This is a genomic window from Pseudomonas sp. BJa3, from assembly GCF_026343815.1.
Lineage (GTDB): Bacteria > Pseudomonadota > Gammaproteobacteria > Pseudomonadales > Pseudomonadaceae > Aquipseudomonas > Aquipseudomonas soli.
Genome location: NZ_JAOXMC010000030.1, coordinates 27,072 through 44,294 on the forward strand (window position 1 = coordinate 27,072; position 17,223 = coordinate 44,294).

Consider the following 17,223-nt stretch of genomic DNA (forward strand, 5'->3'; position numbering starts at 1 on the left):
CAAAAATCAGGCCGACTTCAGTAGACAGGTTCCGCAGGCCCTTGAAATGTTGATCTTGGCCACCTCAGGCGGCCGGCTTGCAGCGTCTATTAGCTGCTGGACTTCTTCGCTGGCACCGTAGCGCCTCACCACGCCGACGAACTCTTCGACGTCGTGTGACCGTAGATAGAGCTTCGGCAGCCCGTCCTGGGTGAACTTGGGCGCGCCGTACTCATCGGTCGCCTGGGCGATGTGGTAGAGCTCGTGCTCGACCAAGGCGCAGAACTCGGCGTCAGTGCACTGGGCGCAGTAGTCGGCAGCCAGGGTGATGAGGTAGTCCGGCTCCTCGCCGAACCACTCGCGCATCTGCTGCTCTTGTCGGGCCTTCTGCCATCCGCCAGCGCGGAACATAAGCTGCTCAGCCTGGCCAAGGACGACCCGCCCCTGCTTGGCGAACCCGCTGGACGCCCACAGCACGCCGATGTTGGCATCGATCAGGTGGGCGTGATCTGGATTGTGGATGCTGCCGGTGTCGGCGAGGATTTCGCTCTGCACCCAATCCCAAACATCGGCGGCCGGGCTCAGACTCAGCCAAAGCGATTTGAGCAGATCACCTGGCGGCATTGGTCTGCTCATTGGGCACCTAAATCTTGAAATGATGGCGTGTTGCCGGTATTTGTAGCGCCCCTATCAGAAAGGACGCTCCCTCATGCTCTTCGCTAAAGCCATTCCCCTCGCCATTTCCGCTATTGGCGTATCACTTCTCGCGGGCTGCGCCATGCGGCCTCCGGCAACCTGGACCGATAAAGGTACCGGTGCCATAGCGACGCAAAAGGGGTTCATTAACTGCTACACAGACGCAAATCTGATCGATGGCAAGCGTACAGAGGGAACAATCTGCGCTACTCCAGCCACTGGTTTCTTAAGTGATGGCGAGCCTGGGGTCTTTGCTGGAGTTGGATACGGCCAACCGTTCAAGCTTGAAATCAGCAAAACCTTTCAAGGTTTCAAACTGCCTTTCGGTGATCGGACCGGGCTGCTGAAATGCGCTCCATTGAAAACCGAGCCAGGCAAGATCATTCCTGAATCCGTCTGTACGCTGACCCTAAACGATCAGAAACTGGTGAGTGCCAAGATCATCTTTGACGGCATGAACTGAACAAGAAGATTGCACCGCGACACACCTACCCAGCGACACAAAACGTCACGATCTGGCCGCCGGTGTAGATGTCGCGCTTCATGGCGGCGCGCACCGCTTCTTCGGCACTTGCGCCCATATCCATTGCGGCCAGGGCGTATGCTGATCCGCTGCCGATAGCGTCAGGGTTGGCCGGGTCGAGGTCCTGCTTCCAGACTCCGGTCTTGTCGTCGTGACCGACCATGATGAGCCTGCCGCCATCAACGACATAGCCGGAGCACTCGACAGGCACCGGCGACGGAGTGCCGAAGTAGGCCGCAATCAGGGCCTTCTCGTCGCACACGGCGCCGGACAGGAAGAACCTGACGCCATCCACGACCTGGTACTTCACCACGTCATCCGACACGATGGCGCCGCCGCGGGTCTGACGGGAGTCGCAGGCGATCACGCCGTCCTTGTATGCGATGGCGGTCATTCACCCATCCTGTGCCGACTTGGTGCATTGTTGAAATAGCCACCAGTGGCGAAGACCTTGATGGTGCCGCGCAGGCGCCTGGTGTACACCGTGTCTCGCCCTGGGCGCTTTGCCTTGATCGGCCTTGGCGCATACACGCAGACGCCAGCATCGGTATCACACCAGATCACGTTGTCGATCTTGATCCCATTGACGAAAACGTCGCGGGATCCTCTACCGTCAGCGTGGCTATGGAAACTCGCTGGCGCAGGCATTTGAACTCCTCGCGCCACGAAACGGCGCATCTCTGTTTTGTGGCGCGGATTACTCCGCCGGCTTGCAGCGCTCGCAGTCCAAGTGCCGACAGATCCAGCGCTTGACCCGTGGCCACCAGGTGACCATGAAGATGTGCCGGACGCCAGCCATGGCCAGGGTCGTGTGCAAGGTGAGCACCGCAGTGGTCTGGCCGAAGAATAGGCTCTGGTTGCGGGCGGTGACGACGAATCCGCTGATGGCGATCGCTGAATAGATCAGCTTGCCGATCACCCCGTCGCGCACCCTTCCGCTCAGCACGCACCAGATTGCCCAGAAGGCGATCAGGCCGCAGGCGATGGTGTTGATGGTTTCAAGGCTCATGGCTGGTTGCCTCCCCCGAACCTCTGGCGGATGAGCGCCCAAAGGTCAGCGGCTTTGATTGCTCGGTTGATGGCGGCAAGTAGGGAGCCACCGAAGGTGCCGAGCAGGAAGCCAACACCAGCGACGGTATTCGGCTCGGTGACGCCCAGGTATGAACTGACCATCCCCGTCAGGTATAGCGCGCATGCCACACCGGTGATCAGGAAGATCATCCATGCGCGCCAGTCGGTCAGGTCGTCTTTGTGCCACCAACTGGCGACGATAACCCCGAATAGGCCCGCAATTAGCAGATCAAGCCTGTCGAGCAGGCGATGAAAATTCTCCATGCGCTCGACTCCGGGGGCATGATTAGAATGGGTAGCCTAGGCAGCACTCCCTGCTCAGAGCGAAGAGTGCGGCGGGACCGAAAAGAAAAGGCCCAGCGCGATGGCAAGACCTGGAAGTTTTACTTGAGCTAGAGTCGCACTTTTCTGCCAAGAGCCCCCACGCTATGGGGGCCCAAAGCATTCAGCAGAGCTTACGCAACAGTGCCATCAGGGTTCAGAAAGTCCCAGCGAATGAGAGCCGGAATGTTGTAGGTCTGGGTGAGCTGCATATAAACCCCAAGCCCGGCAGGAATGATGATGGGCTGAAAGTCCGCCTCACCCTGAGAAATGATAGGCAGATCCCTGGACGAGGTAGTCGTCGGGGCTGTCACGCCAACGCTTACGATGTTATTGGCCCAGGTACGCAGATCGTATAGCACAATGCCGTTAACATTTTCTTCTGGCGTAAACAGCGTGCCAACTTTGGCGGCCATACCGTTGAAAGACAGATTTTTGAAGTGCTTGCCGAGGACTCGTACAGTCATTTTGTCACCTATTGAGTTGAATGATTAATCGCGGAGAATTCCGCTTTCATGTCGCTCAAAGGCGATTGCTCGAAGCTCAGGGCCTTCACTCGTTCCACCAGGTCAGCAATACCAGCTGGCTCTCACTGCCTTGTACACGAGGAGTGGAATGACTATCTCAGCAAAATACTGGATATGCAACCAGTAACCGCTCTAGCCACCCGCATCCACGGTCAGAAGGCCTCACCCGACCGGCCCGGTCTCGTCATCGACAGTCCAGAAACGAAAAAGCCCCAGCGGATGCCAGGGCCCGGGAGCAAAATACGCGCACAAGGCGGGCATTTCGGGAAATTGCTGATTCAGATCTGATGGCTGTAGAAGAGTGAGTACGACTCGATACCGTCGTTGGGCTGCTTGATGCCAGCGTTGGAGTAGTGAATGGCACGAATGCCGACCTTCTGAGTCTCGCCGATCTTCAGGCCGGCACCGATCCGGTCTTCGAAGTTGAACGCCGAACCGAATTCCTGATCGCCTGCGGATGTGCCGGAGAACACCGCCACGCCGATGCCCGCTTCAACGAATGGCTTTACGTTGCCGCTGCCGAATTCGTAAACGAAGACCGGGGAGAAGGACAGCGAATGCGCACCACCAGAAGCATCGCCTGCCTCCCAGTAGGTGTAACCCGCATCCCAGTAGCCAGTGAGGCGCCCGGTGCTCGACTCGAACCAGGACTTATCCCAGTTGAAGCCAAGGCCGACGCGGGCGGTGATACCACCTTGGCTCGTTGCGCCGATGGCACCGGAGAGCTCGGCAGCGCCAGCTGACACGGCAAAGAGGCTGAACACCGCCGCAGCGATGAATGTTTTCATAATCACGGTCTTCCATGGTTGTTTGTAAGCAAACTATCAGAAGCAAAGTGACATCAAAACGTTCAACACCTTGAAACATTTTTTTTGGCGTCTATGGCGCGAAGCTTGGCCGAAATGACGATCTGCGCTTTAGATGCGTGAAAGACCCGTGCTAGACGAGTCCAAGCGCTTCGCTACTGGTAACAAAAAGCCCGACACGATGGCCGGGCTTTGTGCGTCACTCCTCAACACGCGCAGGAATGACAGGATGGATCAAATTTACGACATGGCGACATGACATTGCAAGCCCTTTTGAGGGCCTTTTCACGCGGCCTCGTCGAATAGCACTCCAATCGCTTCGAGCATGTGCTGGGCCTCGACCAGCGCCTCGTTCACCATCGCCTCCAGAGCGCCCTTGATGGCCCGGTTCCAGCGCTGGTAAGTGCGCTCGGTAAGGCCTTGGGAGTCCCAGTTGGTCATGTCGTAGTTCGACTCAGCCAAGACGATCATTTCCCCCGGCTTAACCTCGGCCACGGCACGGGCGTGCTTGTTGGCGCGCTCAGCAGCGGCAGCAGCAGCCTTGTTGCGCCAGTCCCACTGCCCCTCCCGTTCGTTCTCGCGCGGTTCAGGCGCCTTGAACTGGGGCACCTTGCGCTGAATCCCCTTCGTTTGCTGCGGAACCGCCCAGACAAGCACTGCTTGCTGCGTGAAGCGCTTCGGCGCTGGGGTTGTCACGATTGCAACCAGGCGGCCAATTGAATCGACCTTGCGCCCCTTATGCGTGCTGTACTTCGCCACCAGAGCATTCCAGTGCCGCGGGGAAAGCTGGGCATGGAGCAGGCGGTGGACGATCGAGTCAGCAAGCAAAGCTGCATCCTTCCCGGAGATCTCTCCCTTCAGCTTGCCTGCCTGCACTCTGGGCTCGACGCTGCACCCGCCAGCGCTGTTGATCGTCTCTGCCGCCAGAGCCCGCACCACCGCCGATACCACGTTTTGATAAATCATCATCCTTGCTCCTTCTTCCGGCGGTTCGCGATGAACTGGCCGCGCACTACGCACCAGGTGGAACTGATGAACATGGCCAGCAGGAGCAGGCCGACGATTTGTTCGATGGTCCAGGTCATGCTGCTGCCTCCATTGGCTTGATGCGGATGCGCACGGCGCCGCCCTTGATCGTTTCCTTGCTCACCCTGATCTGGGTGGCGAACACGTTGTCGTCGATGCCCAAGGCATCCGCCAGGCCGTCACGACCCGCCTTGAACATCGCCAGCAGGTTGTCGTCGTCGCGCCGACGGCGATCTGGCGGCACGAACTCGAGCATGAGCAGTGCGTCGCCCTCTGGTGCCTGGATACCCGCTTGCCTGGCCAGGAGAAAGCAGGCGTAGCGATAGGTCTTCGCCGCCTTGCTCTTCCTGGTCCAGTGCACCCTGGCGTTCGGGCTGCATGCGGCCGGCGGCCAGGGCAGTATGAGTTCGGTCATGCGGCCCCCTTCACGGTCAGAATCCCAGCCCGGATCAGGGCCTCATGAGTCTCAGCGATTGCCCGGGGCATATCGGACCAGTCCACCTCGCCTTTCCCTCGGCCGTCGAGCACGTCATGGCAGGCGCTGCAGGCGTAAACCGCCACGGTGTCGAATCCCTTCATGCCCATACCCTTCTGCCCGCAAGGCAGGTGGGCCAGCACGGTCGTTTCGGGGTTGAAGTTGCAGGCTCCTGGAATGCGCACGGTGCAGTCCTGGCCGCGGGCGCTATCGCGCACCTTCTTGGATACGACGCGCATCAGTACTGCCCTCCCCACCTATCCGGCTCAGTCCAGCGCACGCCGTGCTCGGCGCCGAAGGCATGCATCACCTCGAACAGGTCGCTGAACCACTTCTGCGACTGCTTGCGGGTCGAGACGCCCAGGACGACAAAGCCGCCGTCAATGCCCGGCACCGCATGCTGCTTCTGCACCGCCGCGCTGAAGATGTGCTTCCAGTCCTCGCCGGTGAGCTTGCGGCCGTACCACTCCACCTGCTGGGAGACGTCGCGGAGCATTGCCCACATCTTGCGGTTGCAGACGTCGGGGCGCTTCTCGTCCTTGATAACCACGACCTTGGGCTTGGTCAGGTCGATGGCGTGCAGGGCGCCGTAGAGGCGGTTGAGGTCCTGGATGCTGCGAATGGCGAACTCAGACATTCGCCACCTCCTGCAGCTGCTTCTCCGCGGCGCGCACCCTGGCGATCAGTTGGCTGATCTCATCCAGTAGGCCCAGCGCCACCTCCTCCACCGTCAAATCGCCGAGGAACTTGTCCAGGGCATCGGTGTGGCGTTCCAGGGCATCGCTGCCGGCGCGCCAGGAGGCGACTACCGACCACAGAAGGGGCTGGAGCTTTTGCTTGTCGATGGTCATGCGCGGCCTCCTTGCAAGCGAATGGTTAACTCAGCCATCCATCCCTCTTGATCAACACTTTTCGGATTTATAGAATCTCGCGCACCGGCCTCAAGCCCGCGTAAACCTTGCGGAAAAGTGTCATCGCGGGTGAGAGGCCGATCAGTTTTCCCGCTCAAGATTTCACTCTTCACACCCCCTCCCCGGCCGGCTGCCCGGCGCGCTTGATGTTCAACTTGGCCAGCAGGGCGGCGCGGCACTGGGAGGCGCTGGATGGGATCTGCTGGATCTCCAGCAGCCGCACCTGGCGCTGGGCGGCGTACTCGTCTGCGAGCTGGGCCAGGCCCTTCTGGCTGTCGTGGCCGATGCCGGTGGCGATGTCCCCCAGTGGCTCCCCGGCCACCAACATGCGAATGGTGATGTCGTAGGCCCGAGCGAACACCTTCTCCGCCCGCTCCACCTCCATCGACCCCAGGTTCTGCGTCTCGCACTGCAGGGCCGCGTGGCGCACCGCTGCGTGCGACCAGGTGCGGGAACCTGCCCTGCTAGGGTGGAAATTCTCCAGCGCCTCTGCCAGGGCCCTCGCAAGCGGCGGAATGCCCATCTCTTCCGGGGTCGGCTGGCACAGCTTGATGAACTTGCCGCTGCTCGGGGCGAAGTCGGTACCAAGAACCCGGCACTTCTGGATGCCGAAGCGGATCTGCTCGAGCGTGTTGATGCCCGCGGCGACGAAGGACTTGATCCAGCTGCGCTTGGCAGCCTTCAGCGCGTCATCGTCGGGCCAGGCCTGCTTCCACGCTGGGAAGATGGCCTGCAGCTCCTTGAACAGGGCGTTGACCACTTCGGTGGTGCCCGGGTCGAGTTGCTTGGCCGGGGCCTGCAACTCGGCGGGCAGATTGCGGGCCGTAGCCATGATCTGCGTGACGCTGTTAGGAGCGCTCGGCGTGCTCATAGCGCCCCCAAGTCATCGGCCCATGTCGTGTCGTTGAAGTCGGGACCATTGGCCTGTCGCCGGGGTGGGAACGGATGGACATTGCCTGGCGCCGGCAGCTCGTCATCCCAGCGCTTGCCGTTCAGCCAAGTGGCCGGGTGCGGGATGAATTGGCCGCCGTCCTTGGTCCAGTCCGGCGAAGCCGCCCAGGCAGCCAGCGCGCCAGCCATACGTTCGAACAGGTCGGCGTCAACTTTCAGCTTCGACCAAGCCTTCTCAGCATTGGCCTTGCCCACCTTCCGCGGATAGAGCTTCCAGAACCGAACAAACAGGTCGCCGTCATCGCCCGATGACGAAGTCTTTTGATCTTGTTCTTTATCTTCTCTTCTCTTCTCTTCTCTTCTCTGGTCCGCGTTCTGTCCGCATCGTCTGCGGACAAATTGCGGACAGAATCAGCCTTTCGAGAAACCCGCTTGCGCTCGCTATCGTTTGCTCGACGCTTCGCGCTGGCCCCGTTGTGCTCGTCAAAGCGAGGCATGACAAGGCTTCCCTCCTCATCGATATCTGCCCATTCGACATCAACCATGGCCTGGGTGAAGCCCGGCCAGCCGATCACGGCATCCATGGCATCGGTGGTGTACCCATGCAGCACTCCATCAGCTGAATGGGTGTCAAAGATGCTCCAAGCGACATGCAGTCCGCCGATCACCCGCAATCTGTCCGCACGCAATGCGGACACCATGCGGAAAACTTTCGGATGCGTCTGAAGATCTACGCGCATTTTGATCCAGTCTCCGGCCATTACTTGGCTCCCACGCCGACCAGGTCGACGAGTTCTTCGAAACGATCGATGTACCAGTGCGGCTGCGTTTCTCTCGGGCACTGAGGGCTGGTGATGTTCTTGCCGTAGCGCAGGCCCTTATCAGTCACGGACCAGAAGCACACAGGTTCGCGCTTGCTGTTCTGCCGGGTTCGAGCCTGGAGGAAGCCAAGCCCGGCCAGGGCACGGTTGAAGGCAGGGGCCGACGTGTTCACTCCGTGGCGCTTGAGCAGAGCTGTCACAGCCATGGTTGGCATTGAGCTCCCGCCGGTCGCATCTGGTGGGGAATCGATGGCATAGCTTGGTAGGAATTGCGGATCGAGCCCGTTGTTCTCGGCGATCTTGGCGAGCATCGCCAACTGGCTGGATGGAGCTGGCTTCAGCAATCGAGTGAAGCACTCCATGATGGCGATCTCGCCGATGACTTTCGTGCCGGTGGTTCCGGTAGCAGCCCTGGCCAGATCGCGCTCTTCCAATTCGCGCCAGCGACGGATCACCTTCATTCGCAGCGGCGCGCTGTAGCCTGCAAGCAGGCAATCGGTATGCTCGCGGTCCAAGAGGTACTGGGTTTGCCGGCGATTGCGGCCGTCCAGGTAAATGTCCTCAAACTTGAGGGCATCGGCCCCAAGGTCACTGAGCATCGCGAGGATGTCGCGCCTAACGTTGTCATGTCTCTTGCCGGTCAGGCTCGCAAGCTCTCTCGAAGACATCGTGCGCGCCACGAAATCACCGCCAGCATTTTGTGGCGCGGGCCTGGGCAGGGCCTGTACATCGTGTTGGTGGGTGTGCATAATCGACTCCAGTCATATGCAGTTGAAGAAGCCGGGCCGCAATCCCGGCTTTTTTGTGCCCGCAATTCGGGCTTATCAGGCCCTGGTCAGGGCCGTCGATGGAACGGCGTCACTGAACCCCGTGGATTTCGGGGTTTTGTTCGGATGGCCAGTTCTCGACGGATCAGCTCGGCCGCCAGCGCACCAGGGGTCATACCCCGTCGTTCCGCCTCTCGCTCGAGCTGCTCCATCAATCCCTGATCCAGGCCGACCTGTTCAGTAGGCATGGGCCCTCCTCCGGGCCTTCAGGCCACTTCTTGTTCAGCGGTAGTCTCCGAAGACAGGGCAGCCAGCTGCGCCTCCAGCAGCTCACGGCACAGCACAGCGCGCTGCGTGCGATGAAACGTCGCCAGCGCCTGGATCAGGTTGAAGGTGTCCTCGTCGACCCGGACCTTGATCTCGCGGTCATGCAGGTGCTTGGGGTTGGCGTACATGCGGGGATTGCTCCTTGCTGTTGAAGGTGGTTACGCGGCGCCTTTCAGCGCTTTTCTGGCGAATGGGATGAGGTCCGGGCGCAGGCCGGCGATGGTGATCTCGCCGTCCGAGGCGTCCTGCAGTCGTTCGGCGAGTTCCGTAGAGGCCTTCCGGTGACCACCTGCGAGCTGCCAGAGGTGGCCAACAGTGGTCTTCGCGTCGGCTGCGACCTGCTGCCGACGTTCATTCGTGGCCCTGCCCAACCAATCACGGAGGTGATCATTCATGAGGGTTCTCCTTACACATAGAACGAAATTTAGCTCATGGCTAATTTCAGAGCAAGGACAATTTAGCTTTGCGCACATTTAGCAGCCAGCTAAACACTGGCATTCTTCGCGTCATGGATATCTACGAGATTCGCAAGCACAACCTGGTCAAGCTGATTGGCAGCCAGAGAAAGGGCTCCTGCGCAGAACGCTGGGGGATGGCGCCTGCGCACCTGAGCCAGATCCTTTCGGACAAGACCGCGAAGAACCTGGGCGACGATGTTGCCCGGAGGATCGAGGGCATCGAAGGCCTTCCCCGCGGATGGTTCGACTCGATCCCTTCGGATGATGAGTCCCGCGCGACCGCCCCGGGCTCAGATGCCGGCGGGAAATCGGCCGCCGACCTGGTCAAGCAGATGCTGGCGAAGAGCGGTAAGGGGATTCCGGAGGAGACACGCCAGCGATTGCTGGCAGCGGCCGAGGAGCCGGCAGCCACAAACGTGATCACCGCCGATTTCTCACGTCCGGGTCTGGTTGGTGATGAGGTGTGGATCGCCCATTACGACATCCGCGCGGCGATGGGTGGCGGCCAGGCCGTCCAGGACTATCCGGAAATGCTCCAGGATGTGCGGGTCAGTCCGAGACACTTGCGCGAGCTCGGCGTGGAGTTCACCGAGCACTTCCATCTGAAGCTGGTCACCGGCTGGGGTCAGTCGATGGAGCCCACGATCAAGCACCGGGACCCGCTGATCGTCGACGTTAGCATTCGCGAGTTCGTCGGCGATGGGATCTACCTTTTCTCCTGGGGCGACCACGTCTACATCAAACGACTGCAGATCGCTGACGAGGATCACTTCGAGATGATCTCAGACAACAGTAAGCACAAGGATCGAATGATTCGGCGTGAGGAGACCTACATTCAGGCACGGGTTCTCCTGGTATGGAACGCGTACCTAGTCTAGCTCTAGCAGGTCTAGGCCTGCGTTCCCTTCACCATCGAGATTCTGCAAAGCCCCTTCTCCACGATCCGCGCGGACTATAGAGGAGACCGTCCGACGGAAAAAGTGATCTTGGCGGGGAAAATTCCTCGCCCCATCGAATCGACGTTGACAACCTTCCTCACTGGATCCATATTCAACGAAATTTCGTTGAAAACCTCTGAGTAACGTCAAGATGCTGCATTCCCTAACCTTCTCGAATTTCTACTCCTTTTTGGATGAGGTAGAGATCTCGTTCGCCATGGACGGCCGCGCAGCAGAGAATGAGAAGAGCTGCGCCTCCAGGGTAGCGGGCGGCAGAACAAGCAAAATCCTCGCAGTCATCGGCGCGAACGGCGCAGGCAAAACCAATGCGATCAAACCGTTTGCTTTTCTTTCTTGGTTTATTTGCAAGTCAGTTAATTTAAGGCCAGACTCTGGCACATATGTAAGACAACACTTCCTCAGAATGGACGAACCCACATCCATTCAGCTTAATTTCGAAGTAAAGGATAGACTCTTCCGGTACACTCTTAAGCTAGACTCCAAAAAAATACATGAGGAGGAGCTCCATGAAAAAACCAGCAGGCAATGGAGCAATGTCTTCTCTAGAGTGCTAGATTTCGAAACCGATGAATATACCTACAACCTTAAAGGTTTTGGTTTTGACAAGCGCACAGCCAGCAAGACCAAAAAGAACTCATCTTTGATCTCTTTCGCAGCCCAGCAAGATAATGAATTCGCATTATTTCTCACCAAGTATTTCTCTCATTTTCAATCCAACATAAATGCTAGCGGCAGAGCCATTAAAAACGAGTACCAAGCTCTGATAGATGGCACAGAATTCTACGAAACTCATGAGCATTATCGCGAACTCATGGTGTCGCGCTTAAAACGGTGGGACCTTGGTCTATCAGATGTTAAGTTGAGCAAGCTTAAACATGTTGATGAGAAGGGCGAAGAATTCGAAATGACCATGCCTTTCGGTGTTCACACTATCGGTGATGATATTTTCGAAATGCCCTTACTGGCCGAGTCTAGCGGTACGCAGTCAGCTTACGTGCTGCTAAGTAGGCTGCTCCCTGTGCTGATGGAAGGCGGCGTGGTTATCTACGATGAGCTTGAGTCTGACCTCCACCCCCACATGCTTGATAGCATTTTAGACCTATTCTTCAATCCCAAGACAAACCCCCATAATGCACAAATAATTTTCACCACCCATTCAGTTGAGATACTCAACGACCTGCAGAAGTGCCAGATCTTGCTAGTTGAGAAAATAGATGGCATTAGTGAAGCATGGAGACTTTGCGACATGAGCGGAGTGAGAAGCGATGACAACTTCTACGCCAAATACATGTCCGGCACCTATGGGGCTGTGCCGAATATCTAATCATGAAAAAACCAATCAGAAGAACCAATAACACTATCCTGATAGCTGTTGAGGGCTATACTGATGAGGCCTTCCTAAGGCATCTTAAATCGATTTACTGCGGGCGCGAATCTTTTGTTTCGCTCACCATTAAGAATGCGAAAGGCAAAGGCCCCGAAGGTATTGTAGACGCTATAAAATCCGCAAAAAGGACAGGCGATTATAATCTGGTTGGTGCGGTTTTTGATGGGGATCTTCCCGTCTCCGCAGACGTTGATAAATGGCTTCGATCGAACAAAGTATCTAGATTTATATCCACACCCTCCATCGAAGCCACTCTTCTTTCAGCGCGCTTTATAAAGCCTGGACATACAACAAAGGCATGTAAGGATCTTCTTTCGAGCACGTTAAATGGCGACGCAACTGAAGACTCCTTTTACTCTAAACATTTTTCTGAACAGACATTAGAGCGAGGGCGCCTTACTGCGTCATGTCTGAATGACTTGATTATATTTATTTCAAGAAAGTCGTAGCTACAGTCTACCTAAACCAAGCCCGCCTCAGCGGGCTTCTTTCTGAGCGTCAGAAAGGCGCCCCCTCCTCCGGTTGGCCATCTTCCTCACCTTCATCTCGCCTGGCCGCGCGCTCATCCTCCGGCTTCTCCCACTGCAAGATCACTGATCCATCATCGCAAAATGTCATGTCCAGCCCGTCGGTCTCAGCCAGCAGCTCCATGATCGCCTCCCAGTCCTGATCGCTGTCCGTGTCCAGTCGGTGGATCAGCACCCTCCTCCCCAACTGCGCCAGCGGCGAGTTGATCATCGCCGATACTCGCAAACCCAGGCGCTCCAGGCCGGTCAGCTCGGGGCGCGCGACCATTGAGGTGTCTTCGAATACTGCTGCCATTTCCTACCTCCAATACTGTATATCCGTACAGGTGTATCGGAATCATAGCTCAGTGCTAAACGAAGCGTAAAGACGTAGCCGCTGGCAAAACGGTTCAGCCGGCTGTTTGTCACCCGGCGAAATAATTTAGCTCTGAGCTATTGACGATATTTTAGCTTGAGGCTAAATTTCACCCCAAGCAGTCACCAACCAGGGACTGACCAGGCCCTCACAGGCCGCCGCTCTTTAACAGCCAGCGCAACAACCAACAGACCGCATTGCCTCTACCGGCGACCGGCGCCAGACAGCCCCGAAAGGCTGCCCACGACAGGGAGAACCCTGTACGGCTGACGAAGGCGAAATGCCTGAACCGAGCGAATGACCTGGCAAGCAATGCGCCCCGCTGAGCACGGCGGAAAACGTGCGATTCCACCCGATGCCCTTCTAGCGAGGGGCATCAGGGAAATCACCCCAACAGAAAGGAGCTCCCATGAGCGGATTCACGAAAGGCCAGGACGTAATCCTCACCAACCCGCGCGGCGCCGAGAAGTCGGGCAAGTACCTGCGCACCGAGAACCTTGGGCAAGGTCGCGGCATGGGCCTGTACCTGGTTGTCGATGTCGCCGGCAAGGAGCTGAGAGCGCGAGCCAGCAAGGTGCGCGCTGCCTGATTTCACTGGCTGGCCTTGGCGACAGGGCCAGACGGGAAATCAACCGCCCTGGAGGGCAAGACGATGCAGATTGAAATTGATCTTGAAGGTCGACCTGCTCCTCATCCTGCAATCGCCCAATGGCTGAAAGTGGCTGAAGAAGCAGAGCGCGCAGGCGTTTCTGGCTACGCAGCCCGCAGAGCCGCCCGAGCTATTGAGATCGAGCAGGAGACGGGGGTGGCAGTTTGCGCTTGCTGCTTCAAGCCATATGGCTGCGGCTCGCTGCAGCACTGAACAACCAGCGCCACGTCAGCCTGACGTTAACTGCCCGATCTACCTGGCTCCCCATCACCAGGCTGCATCGGAGTGTGATCTGTGAGACGTGGCCGCTGAAACCCAAGCGCCTAGATGGATGCGCCGAAACGCGGAAACGGGGCGCTCAATACCAGATCACACCCCGATGCATCCCGCATCCCCTTCCCCTCACCCAGACCGCATTGGCAGGCGCCAGGCCACCTTTCACGGTGGGTTTGGTCACCCGCGCCTGGCTCCTGGCCAATGCGGTTGGCTACAGAGGTTCACACGATGAGCAAAGACACAGGCGGACCGGCATTCCCGGTCTCGTATGACCATCAGACGTTCGAGCCATCCAGCATTGCAGAAGCCAAACGACTGATGTCCGGCATGACCCTGCGCGACTACTTCGCGGCCAAGGCCATGCATGCAGCAATCACCTCGAACGCCCGAGAGTTCGACGACATGGGCGATTCGGATGTCGCCGAGTACAGCTACGCACTTGCCGACGCCATGCTCGCCGCCCGGGTGAAGCCATGAGCGGCTGGATCAAGTGCTCTGAACAAATGCCTGAGCTGCCCAAGGGTGGCGGAAAGGCGTGGGTAATCGCCTACACACCAGCGCGAAAAGCGCAAAGCGCCTTCAACGGCGCCCGCTTCCTCTACTGGAATGGCATCGACTGGCGTTATGGCGATGGCTCACGTTTCGAGCACCGCGTGACGCACTGGCAGCCACACCTCATCCCACCCACCGAGTAACCCACCACCTGGAGGCGACCATGGCCAGGGAGCACGAGCTTTATGCGGACAGCGCCCAGGCCCGCGAAATGGATCGCCGGTTCACAGGCGATTCATGCTGGGTGGACATCGACTCGAAACAAGCCAAGGCCAACAACCAGGCCTGGCTGCAAATGATCCGCCGGCAAGACGAACACCACCGCAACCAGATGCGCGGCAAGATCGCCGCGGCGGTTGATCAGATCGGAAACCGATGGGGCTACATGGGCCCAAGGAGGCCGCAGTGAACAAAAAGACCAGGCAGGACGTTGTCGACATCATCGAATCGCGGTTCACGGCGATCTGTGCGTCGTTTAGCGACACCCTGCGCGGCGAGCTGGAAATGGCGATCGACTTGGCCGGGCTAACTGACGCCATCGGCATGGATCAGCAGCGCAACTACAAGGAGCGCCTGAACAGGATCATTGAGCGCAACAGCCAGCAGCTGCTAGAAGCGCTCGGGAGGGTGGCATGAGCACCGCACCGGTCAAATCCCTGATTGACGAACAGCTGGAGCAGATCGAACGCAGCCTGGCGATCATCGGCGTTGGCCTGCCGCGTGAACTGCCGGTGCAAAAGCTGCGTCCGGAGATCGTGGCGGCTCTTAAGGCTGGGCAGATCACTGTGAGGTCGCGGCCATGACCGCCTACCAGCGAGCACGCCGATTCGCCTTCTGGCGCGGCAGCCTGATCACCCTTTCTCTGTGCACCGCCTGGATGCTTGCCAGCGCCTACGCAGACCTCATCACCTCCTGAGGCAACCATGAACACAACACCCCGCCTGGCCGCCCAGCTCGACTGGATGACGGTCGGATCGTTCTCGCCCGAGCAGTACCAGGGCGATGAGCGAAAAGAGTACGAAGACGAAGCAGCGCGCATTCAGCGCCAGTGGGACAACCAACCGAACTGAGGTAACACCCATGTTCAAGAAAGCCGAACGCAAGCAGGCCAAGCTACGGCTGGCACTTGCTGGGCCATCGGGGTCTGGAAAGACCTTCTCCGCGCTTCTCATGGCCAAGGGCCTTGGCGGCCGGATCGCGGTGATCGACACCGAGCACGGCAGCGCATCGCTGTACGCCGACATTGCCGACTTCGACGTGCTCGAGCTACATGCACCCTACTCGCCTGAGCGCTACGCCGAAGCGATCACCGCCGCCGAGCAGGCCGGCTACAGCGTGCTGATCATCGACAGTTACTCGCATGAGTGGACCGGCTCCGGCGGATGCCTGGAGTCGAACGAGAAGCTCGCGCACCAGAAATTCAAGGGCAACACCTGGGCAGCTTGGAACGAAACCACGCCGCGCCATCGCAAGCTGACCGACAAGATCCTGACCAGTCCCCTGCACATCATCTGCACCATGCGCAGCAAGACCGAGACGGTCCAGGGCGAAGGCAAGAAGGTGATCAAGCTAGGCATGAAATCCGAGCAGCGCGACGGCACCGACTACGAGTTCACCGTGGTGCTCGACATCACCCACGACGGCCACGCCGCCATCGCCAGCAAAGATCGAACGAAGCTGTTCGACCAGCCCGAGGTGATCAGCGAGGACACTGGGCGCCGGCTGCTGGCTTGGCTCAACGATGGAAAGGCGCAGGACTGGCTGCAGGCCACAGCGCTGCAGGATGCCCTCTCGAAGATTCCGGTTACTGAGACCATGCAGGAGCTGCAAAGCGTGTACTCGGCTGCATACCGGATCCTTGAGCAATCACCCGATCACTTGGAGCAGTTGAATGTTGCCAAGGACAAACGCAAAGCAGAACTCGCGGAGAAAGCAGCATGAGGGGCGTAAACAAAGTCATCCTGGTTGGCACCTGCGGCCAGGACCCCGAGGTCCGCTACCTGCCAAACGGCAATGCGGTCACCAATCTGAGCCTGGCCACCAGTGAGGCCTGGACCGATAAGCAGACCGGCCAGAAGGTCGAGAAGACCGAATGGCACCGTGTCGTGCTTTTTGGCAAGGTCGCAGAGATCGCCGGCGAGTATCTGCGCAAAGGGTCGCAGTGCTACATCGAAGGCAAGCTCAAGACCCGCGAATGGGAAAAGGACGGCATCAAGCGGTACAGCACCGAGGTGCATGTCGACATCAACGGCACTATGCAGCTGCTCGGTGGCCGGCCGGATAACCAGGGCGGCGGCCAGCAGCAACAGCGGCACTCTCAGCAGCAGCGGCAGCAACCTCGCCAGCAGCACAACTACAACCAGAATCACAACTACGGGCAGCAGAACCAGCAGGCCGTGCCTCCGGAAAACTTCGACGACGACATCCCGTTCGCCCCGCTCCACCACCTCGCAGGTGCATAGCCATGCCGCTCGCAACCATCCTTGATCTGCTCCAGCGCCGAAAGGAACTGGAGCAGCACCTGCAGCTGCTGTTCAGCCGCAGCTGCCAATGGGGCCGTGCCGAACGAGTGCGCGGCGCTTCCACCATCGAGAACCTGACCCAGCAGCTGTTCGAGCTCACCGAGCAGATCGACGCGGCGCGCGCGGCATGAGACGGCTCAACAACCTGGTCCGCCATCGCCGGCGGCAAGAACAGTTCCACCTGCCGCCCAGCGGCCTACTGGAGCACAGACATGCAAAAAGCACCTTCTGGAGTGGTAACCCTTCCGGCCTGGATGAGTCGGCCGGTCAAGAAGCTTTACAACACCCGCAGCGGCGGCCGGTACCGTGCTGACGAGGTTGCCCTGGCCTTCGCGTTGAGCCTTCGGGTTCACGACAGCGCCGACCACCTGCGCCGGCTGGCCTGGCGTCTGGTCGA

At 58.9% G+C, this 17,223-nt stretch carries 31 protein-coding genes and 2 pseudogenes; 16 read left to right on the top strand and 17 right to left on the bottom strand.

The window, feature by feature from the left end; all coding sequences use genetic code 11:
- Positions 1-6: 6 nt before the first annotated feature.
- Positions 7-603 carry a putative metallopeptidase gene (locus OH705_RS25560; protein ID WP_267303256.1) on the bottom strand — a complete coding sequence of 199 codons (597 nt, stop codon included), beginning with the start codon at positions 601-603 and terminating at the stop codon, positions 7-9.
- A gap of 85 nt (positions 604-688) precedes the next feature.
- Here OH705_RS25560 and OH705_RS25565 point away from each other — a divergent pair, with 85 nt between their 5' ends.
- Positions 689-1,138, top strand: coding sequence for a hypothetical protein (locus OH705_RS25565; RefSeq protein ID WP_023628597.1), 450 nt, complete (start codon positions 689-691; stop codon positions 1,136-1,138).
- Between the two features lie 25 nt (positions 1,139-1,163).
- Here the strand turns inward: OH705_RS25565 and OH705_RS25570 are convergent, their stop codons facing one another.
- From OH705_RS25570 to OH705_RS25640, 15 genes and pseudogenes are all read right to left on the bottom strand, one after another.
- On the bottom strand, positions 1,164-1,592 hold the full coding sequence (locus OH705_RS25570; RefSeq protein WP_267303257.1) for a proteasome subunit beta: 429 nt from the start codon (positions 1,590-1,592) through the stop codon (positions 1,164-1,166).
- A gap of 303 nt (positions 1,593-1,895) precedes the next feature.
- On the bottom strand, positions 1,896-2,207 hold the full coding sequence (locus tag OH705_RS25575) for a hypothetical protein (protein WP_023628599.1): 312 nt from the start codon (positions 2,205-2,207) through the stop codon (positions 1,896-1,898).
- Positions 2,204-2,533 carry a hypothetical protein gene (locus tag OH705_RS25580; RefSeq protein ID WP_023628600.1) on the bottom strand — a complete coding sequence of 110 codons (330 nt, stop codon included), beginning with the start codon at positions 2,531-2,533 and terminating at the stop codon, positions 2,204-2,206. The genes OH705_RS25575 and OH705_RS25580 overlap by 4 nt, the downstream gene beginning before the upstream one ends.
- Positions 2,534-2,724: 191 nt before the next feature.
- A complete protein-coding gene (locus OH705_RS25585; protein ID WP_267303258.1) occupies positions 2,725-3,057 on the bottom strand; it encodes a 3-methyladenine DNA glycosylase in 333 nt (110 codons plus the stop codon).
- Between the two features lie 338 nt (positions 3,058-3,395).
- Positions 3,396-3,905: an acyloxyacyl hydrolase gene (locus tag OH705_RS25590; protein WP_267303259.1), complete on the bottom strand. Its 510-nt coding sequence runs from the start codon at positions 3,903-3,905 to the stop codon at positions 3,396-3,398.
- 303 nt (positions 3,906-4,208) lie between these two features.
- The gene (locus tag OH705_RS25595; protein WP_376780475.1) at positions 4,209-4,889 is read right to left on the bottom strand and encodes a hypothetical protein; all 681 of its coding nucleotides are present in this window, start codon (positions 4,887-4,889) and stop codon (positions 4,209-4,211) included.
- A 115-nt stretch (positions 4,890-5,004) separates the two neighbouring features.
- On the bottom strand, positions 5,005-5,364 hold the full coding sequence (locus tag OH705_RS25600) for an endodeoxyribonuclease RusA (protein WP_267303261.1): 360 nt from the start codon (positions 5,362-5,364) through the stop codon (positions 5,005-5,007).
- Positions 5,361-5,663 (bottom strand): nuclease domain-containing protein, encoded by a 303-nt coding sequence (locus OH705_RS25605; RefSeq protein WP_267303262.1) that lies wholly within the window; start codon positions 5,661-5,663, stop codon positions 5,361-5,363. The genes OH705_RS25600 and OH705_RS25605 overlap by 4 nt, the downstream gene beginning before the upstream one ends.
- Entirely contained in the window at positions 5,663-6,061 is a 399-nt protein-coding gene (locus OH705_RS25610) for a recombination protein NinB (RefSeq protein WP_267303263.1), read from the bottom strand. The genes OH705_RS25605 and OH705_RS25610 overlap by 1 nt, the downstream gene beginning before the upstream one ends.
- A complete protein-coding gene (locus tag OH705_RS25615) occupies positions 6,054-6,275 on the bottom strand; it encodes a hypothetical protein (RefSeq protein WP_267303264.1) in 222 nt (73 codons plus the stop codon). Before OH705_RS25615 ends, OH705_RS25610 begins: the two co-directional genes overlap by 8 nt.
- A gap of 169 nt (positions 6,276-6,444) precedes the next feature.
- Positions 6,445-7,206: a replication protein P gene (locus tag OH705_RS25620; RefSeq protein WP_267303265.1), complete on the bottom strand. Its 762-nt coding sequence runs from the start codon at positions 7,204-7,206 to the stop codon at positions 6,445-6,447.
- Positions 7,203-7,987 (bottom strand): annotated as a pseudogene (locus OH705_RS25625) (Pyocin large subunit-like protein). Before OH705_RS25625 ends, OH705_RS25620 begins: the two are co-directional and overlap by 4 nt.
- Complete coding sequence (locus OH705_RS25630; RefSeq protein ID WP_323873501.1) at positions 7,987-8,715, bottom strand: Rha family transcriptional regulator; 729 nt, start codon at positions 8,713-8,715, stop codon at positions 7,987-7,989. The pseudogene OH705_RS25625 and the gene OH705_RS25630 overlap by 1 nt, the downstream one beginning before the upstream one ends.
- Before the next feature lie 365 nt (positions 8,716-9,080).
- Complete coding sequence (locus OH705_RS25635) at positions 9,081-9,269, bottom strand: hypothetical protein (protein WP_023628611.1); 189 nt, start codon at positions 9,267-9,269, stop codon at positions 9,081-9,083.
- 30 nt (positions 9,270-9,299) lie between these two features.
- Positions 9,300-9,536, bottom strand: a complete 237-nt coding sequence (locus OH705_RS25640; RefSeq protein WP_088851912.1) for a hypothetical protein — start codon at positions 9,534-9,536, stop codon at positions 9,300-9,302.
- Positions 9,537-9,649: 113 nt separating this feature from the next.
- Here OH705_RS25640 and OH705_RS25645 point away from each other — a divergent pair, with 113 nt between their 5' ends.
- The 3 genes from OH705_RS25645 (at position 9,650) to OH705_RS25655 (ending at position 12,394) form a co-directional block, all read left to right on the top strand.
- The gene (locus tag OH705_RS25645; RefSeq protein WP_267303267.1) at positions 9,650-10,477 is read left to right on the top strand and encodes a S24 family peptidase; all 828 of its coding nucleotides are present in this window, start codon (positions 9,650-9,652) and stop codon (positions 10,475-10,477) included.
- A gap of 211 nt (positions 10,478-10,688) precedes the next feature.
- On the top strand, positions 10,689-11,882 hold the full coding sequence (locus OH705_RS25650) for an AAA family ATPase (RefSeq protein ID WP_267303268.1): 1,194 nt from the start codon (positions 10,689-10,691) through the stop codon (positions 11,880-11,882).
- 2 nt (positions 11,883-11,884) lie between these two features.
- Positions 11,885-12,394: a hypothetical protein gene (locus OH705_RS25655; protein ID WP_267303269.1), complete on the top strand. Its 510-nt coding sequence runs from the start codon at positions 11,885-11,887 to the stop codon at positions 12,392-12,394.
- A gap of 49 nt (positions 12,395-12,443) precedes the next feature.
- Here the strand turns inward: OH705_RS25655 and OH705_RS25660 are convergent, their stop codons facing one another.
- Positions 12,444-12,767, bottom strand: a complete 324-nt coding sequence (locus tag OH705_RS25660; RefSeq protein WP_267303271.1) for a DUF1654 domain-containing protein — start codon at positions 12,765-12,767, stop codon at positions 12,444-12,446.
- 469 nt (positions 12,768-13,236) lie between these two features.
- Between OH705_RS25660 and OH705_RS25665 the strand changes: the two genes are divergently transcribed.
- The 12 genes and pseudogenes from OH705_RS25665 to OH705_RS25720 form a co-directional block, all read left to right on the top strand.
- Entirely contained in the window at positions 13,237-13,416 is a 180-nt protein-coding gene (locus OH705_RS25665; RefSeq protein ID WP_267303272.1) for a hypothetical protein, read from the top strand.
- Between the two features lie 63 nt (positions 13,417-13,479).
- On the top strand, positions 13,480-13,689 hold the full coding sequence (locus tag OH705_RS25670; RefSeq protein WP_267303273.1) for a hypothetical protein: 210 nt from the start codon (positions 13,480-13,482) through the stop codon (positions 13,687-13,689).
- Between the two features lie 291 nt (positions 13,690-13,980).
- Positions 13,981-14,229, top strand: a complete 249-nt coding sequence (locus OH705_RS25675) for a hypothetical protein (protein WP_267303274.1) — start codon at positions 13,981-13,983, stop codon at positions 14,227-14,229.
- Positions 14,226-14,447, top strand: a complete 222-nt coding sequence (locus OH705_RS25680; protein WP_267303275.1) for a DUF551 domain-containing protein — start codon at positions 14,226-14,228, stop codon at positions 14,445-14,447. Before OH705_RS25675 ends, OH705_RS25680 begins: the two co-directional genes overlap by 4 nt.
- 20 nt (positions 14,448-14,467) lie before the next feature.
- A complete protein-coding gene (locus OH705_RS25685; RefSeq protein WP_023628623.1) occupies positions 14,468-14,713 on the top strand; it encodes a hypothetical protein in 246 nt (81 codons plus the stop codon).
- Entirely contained in the window at positions 14,710-14,940 is a 231-nt protein-coding gene (locus OH705_RS25690; RefSeq protein ID WP_023628624.1) for a hypothetical protein, read from the top strand. The genes OH705_RS25685 and OH705_RS25690 overlap by 4 nt, the downstream gene beginning before the upstream one ends.
- Positions 14,937-15,107 (top strand): hypothetical protein, encoded by a 171-nt coding sequence (locus tag OH705_RS25695; protein ID WP_023628625.1) that lies wholly within the window; start codon positions 14,937-14,939, stop codon positions 15,105-15,107. The genes OH705_RS25690 and OH705_RS25695 overlap by 4 nt, the downstream gene beginning before the upstream one ends.
- Positions 15,108-15,227: 120 nt before the next feature.
- The gene (locus OH705_RS25700) at positions 15,228-15,374 is read left to right on the top strand and encodes a hypothetical protein (protein WP_267303276.1); all 147 of its coding nucleotides are present in this window, start codon (positions 15,228-15,230) and stop codon (positions 15,372-15,374) included.
- A gap of 10 nt (positions 15,375-15,384) precedes the next feature.
- Complete coding sequence (locus OH705_RS25705) at positions 15,385-16,245, top strand: ATP-binding protein (RefSeq protein ID WP_267303277.1); 861 nt, start codon at positions 15,385-15,387, stop codon at positions 16,243-16,245.
- Positions 16,242-16,766, top strand: coding sequence for a single-stranded DNA-binding protein (locus OH705_RS25710; protein ID WP_267303278.1), 525 nt, complete (start codon positions 16,242-16,244; stop codon positions 16,764-16,766). Before OH705_RS25705 ends, OH705_RS25710 begins: the two co-directional genes overlap by 4 nt.
- Before the next feature lie 2 nt (positions 16,767-16,768).
- Entirely contained in the window at positions 16,769-16,957 is a 189-nt protein-coding gene (locus tag OH705_RS25715; protein WP_267303279.1) for a hypothetical protein, read from the top strand.
- A gap of 81 nt (positions 16,958-17,038) precedes the next feature.
- A pseudogene (locus OH705_RS25720) lies at positions 17,039-17,223 on the top strand (hypothetical protein); the annotation flags it as partial.

What these genes read in the sequence shown, in the direction of transcription:
- OH705_RS25560 (WP_267303256.1), bottom strand. Translation starts at nt 603, where the DNA reads ATGCCGCCAGGTGATCTGCTCAAATCGCTTTGGCTGAGTCTGAGCCCG.
- OH705_RS25565 (WP_023628597.1), top strand. Translation starts at nt 689, where the DNA reads ATGCTCTTCGCTAAAGCCATTCCCCTCGCCATTTCCGCTATTGGCGTA.
- OH705_RS25570 (WP_267303257.1), bottom strand. Translation starts at nt 1,592, where the DNA reads ATGACCGCCATCGCATACAAGGACGGCGTGATCGCCTGCGACTCCCGT.
- OH705_RS25575 (WP_023628599.1), bottom strand. Translation starts at nt 2,207, where the DNA reads ATGAGCCTTGAAACCATCAACACCATCGCCTGCGGCCTGATCGCCTTC.
- OH705_RS25580 (WP_023628600.1), bottom strand. Translation starts at nt 2,533, where the DNA reads ATGGAGAATTTTCATCGCCTGCTCGACAGGCTTGATCTGCTAATTGCG.
- OH705_RS25585 (WP_267303258.1), bottom strand. Translation starts at nt 3,057, where the DNA reads ATGACTGTACGAGTCCTCGGCAAGCACTTCAAAAATCTGTCTTTCAAC.
- OH705_RS25590 (WP_267303259.1), bottom strand. Translation starts at nt 3,905, where the DNA reads ATGAAAACATTCATCGCTGCGGCGGTGTTCAGCCTCTTTGCCGTGTCA.
- OH705_RS25595 (WP_376780475.1), bottom strand. Translation starts at nt 4,889, where the DNA reads ATGATTTATCAAAACGTGGTATCGGCGGTGGTGCGGGCTCTGGCGGCA.
- OH705_RS25600 (WP_267303261.1), bottom strand. Translation starts at nt 5,364, where the DNA reads ATGACCGAACTCATACTGCCCTGGCCGCCGGCCGCATGCAGCCCGAAC.
- OH705_RS25605 (WP_267303262.1), bottom strand. Translation starts at nt 5,663, where the DNA reads ATGCGCGTCGTATCCAAGAAGGTGCGCGATAGCGCCCGCGGCCAGGAC.
- OH705_RS25610 (WP_267303263.1), bottom strand. Translation starts at nt 6,061, where the DNA reads ATGTCTGAGTTCGCCATTCGCAGCATCCAGGACCTCAACCGCCTCTAC.
- OH705_RS25615 (WP_267303264.1), bottom strand. Translation starts at nt 6,275, where the DNA reads ATGACCATCGACAAGCAAAAGCTCCAGCCCCTTCTGTGGTCGGTAGTC.
- OH705_RS25620 (WP_267303265.1), bottom strand. Translation starts at nt 7,206, where the DNA reads ATGAGCACGCCGAGCGCTCCTAACAGCGTCACGCAGATCATGGCTACG.
- OH705_RS25630 (WP_323873501.1), bottom strand. Translation starts at nt 8,715, where the DNA reads ATGTCTTCGAGAGAGCTTGCGAGCCTGACCGGCAAGAGACATGACAAC.
- OH705_RS25635 (WP_023628611.1), bottom strand. Translation starts at nt 9,269, where the DNA reads ATGTACGCCAACCCCAAGCACCTGCATGACCGCGAGATCAAGGTCCGG.
- OH705_RS25640 (WP_088851912.1), bottom strand. Translation starts at nt 9,536, where the DNA reads ATGAATGATCACCTCCGTGATTGGTTGGGCAGGGCCACGAATGAACGT.
- OH705_RS25645 (WP_267303267.1), top strand. Translation starts at nt 9,650, where the DNA reads ATGGATATCTACGAGATTCGCAAGCACAACCTGGTCAAGCTGATTGGC.
- OH705_RS25650 (WP_267303268.1), top strand. Translation starts at nt 10,689, where the DNA reads ATGCTGCATTCCCTAACCTTCTCGAATTTCTACTCCTTTTTGGATGAG.
- OH705_RS25655 (WP_267303269.1), top strand. Translation starts at nt 11,885, where the DNA reads ATGAAAAAACCAATCAGAAGAACCAATAACACTATCCTGATAGCTGTT.
- OH705_RS25660 (WP_267303271.1), bottom strand. Translation starts at nt 12,767, where the DNA reads ATGGCAGCAGTATTCGAAGACACCTCAATGGTCGCGCGCCCCGAGCTG.
- OH705_RS25665 (WP_267303272.1), top strand. Translation starts at nt 13,237, where the DNA reads ATGAGCGGATTCACGAAAGGCCAGGACGTAATCCTCACCAACCCGCGC.
- OH705_RS25670 (WP_267303273.1), top strand. Translation starts at nt 13,480, where the DNA reads ATGCAGATTGAAATTGATCTTGAAGGTCGACCTGCTCCTCATCCTGCA.
- OH705_RS25675 (WP_267303274.1), top strand. Translation starts at nt 13,981, where the DNA reads ATGAGCAAAGACACAGGCGGACCGGCATTCCCGGTCTCGTATGACCAT.
- OH705_RS25680 (WP_267303275.1), top strand. Translation starts at nt 14,226, where the DNA reads ATGAGCGGCTGGATCAAGTGCTCTGAACAAATGCCTGAGCTGCCCAAG.
- OH705_RS25685 (WP_023628623.1), top strand. Translation starts at nt 14,468, where the DNA reads ATGGCCAGGGAGCACGAGCTTTATGCGGACAGCGCCCAGGCCCGCGAA.
- OH705_RS25695 (WP_023628625.1), top strand. Translation starts at nt 14,937, where the DNA reads ATGAGCACCGCACCGGTCAAATCCCTGATTGACGAACAGCTGGAGCAG.
- OH705_RS25700 (WP_267303276.1), top strand. Translation starts at nt 15,228, where the DNA reads ATGAACACAACACCCCGCCTGGCCGCCCAGCTCGACTGGATGACGGTC.
- OH705_RS25705 (WP_267303277.1), top strand. Translation starts at nt 15,385, where the DNA reads ATGTTCAAGAAAGCCGAACGCAAGCAGGCCAAGCTACGGCTGGCACTT.
- OH705_RS25710 (WP_267303278.1), top strand. Translation starts at nt 16,242, where the DNA reads ATGAGGGGCGTAAACAAAGTCATCCTGGTTGGCACCTGCGGCCAGGAC.
- OH705_RS25715 (WP_267303279.1), top strand. Translation starts at nt 16,769, where the DNA reads ATGCCGCTCGCAACCATCCTTGATCTGCTCCAGCGCCGAAAGGAACTG.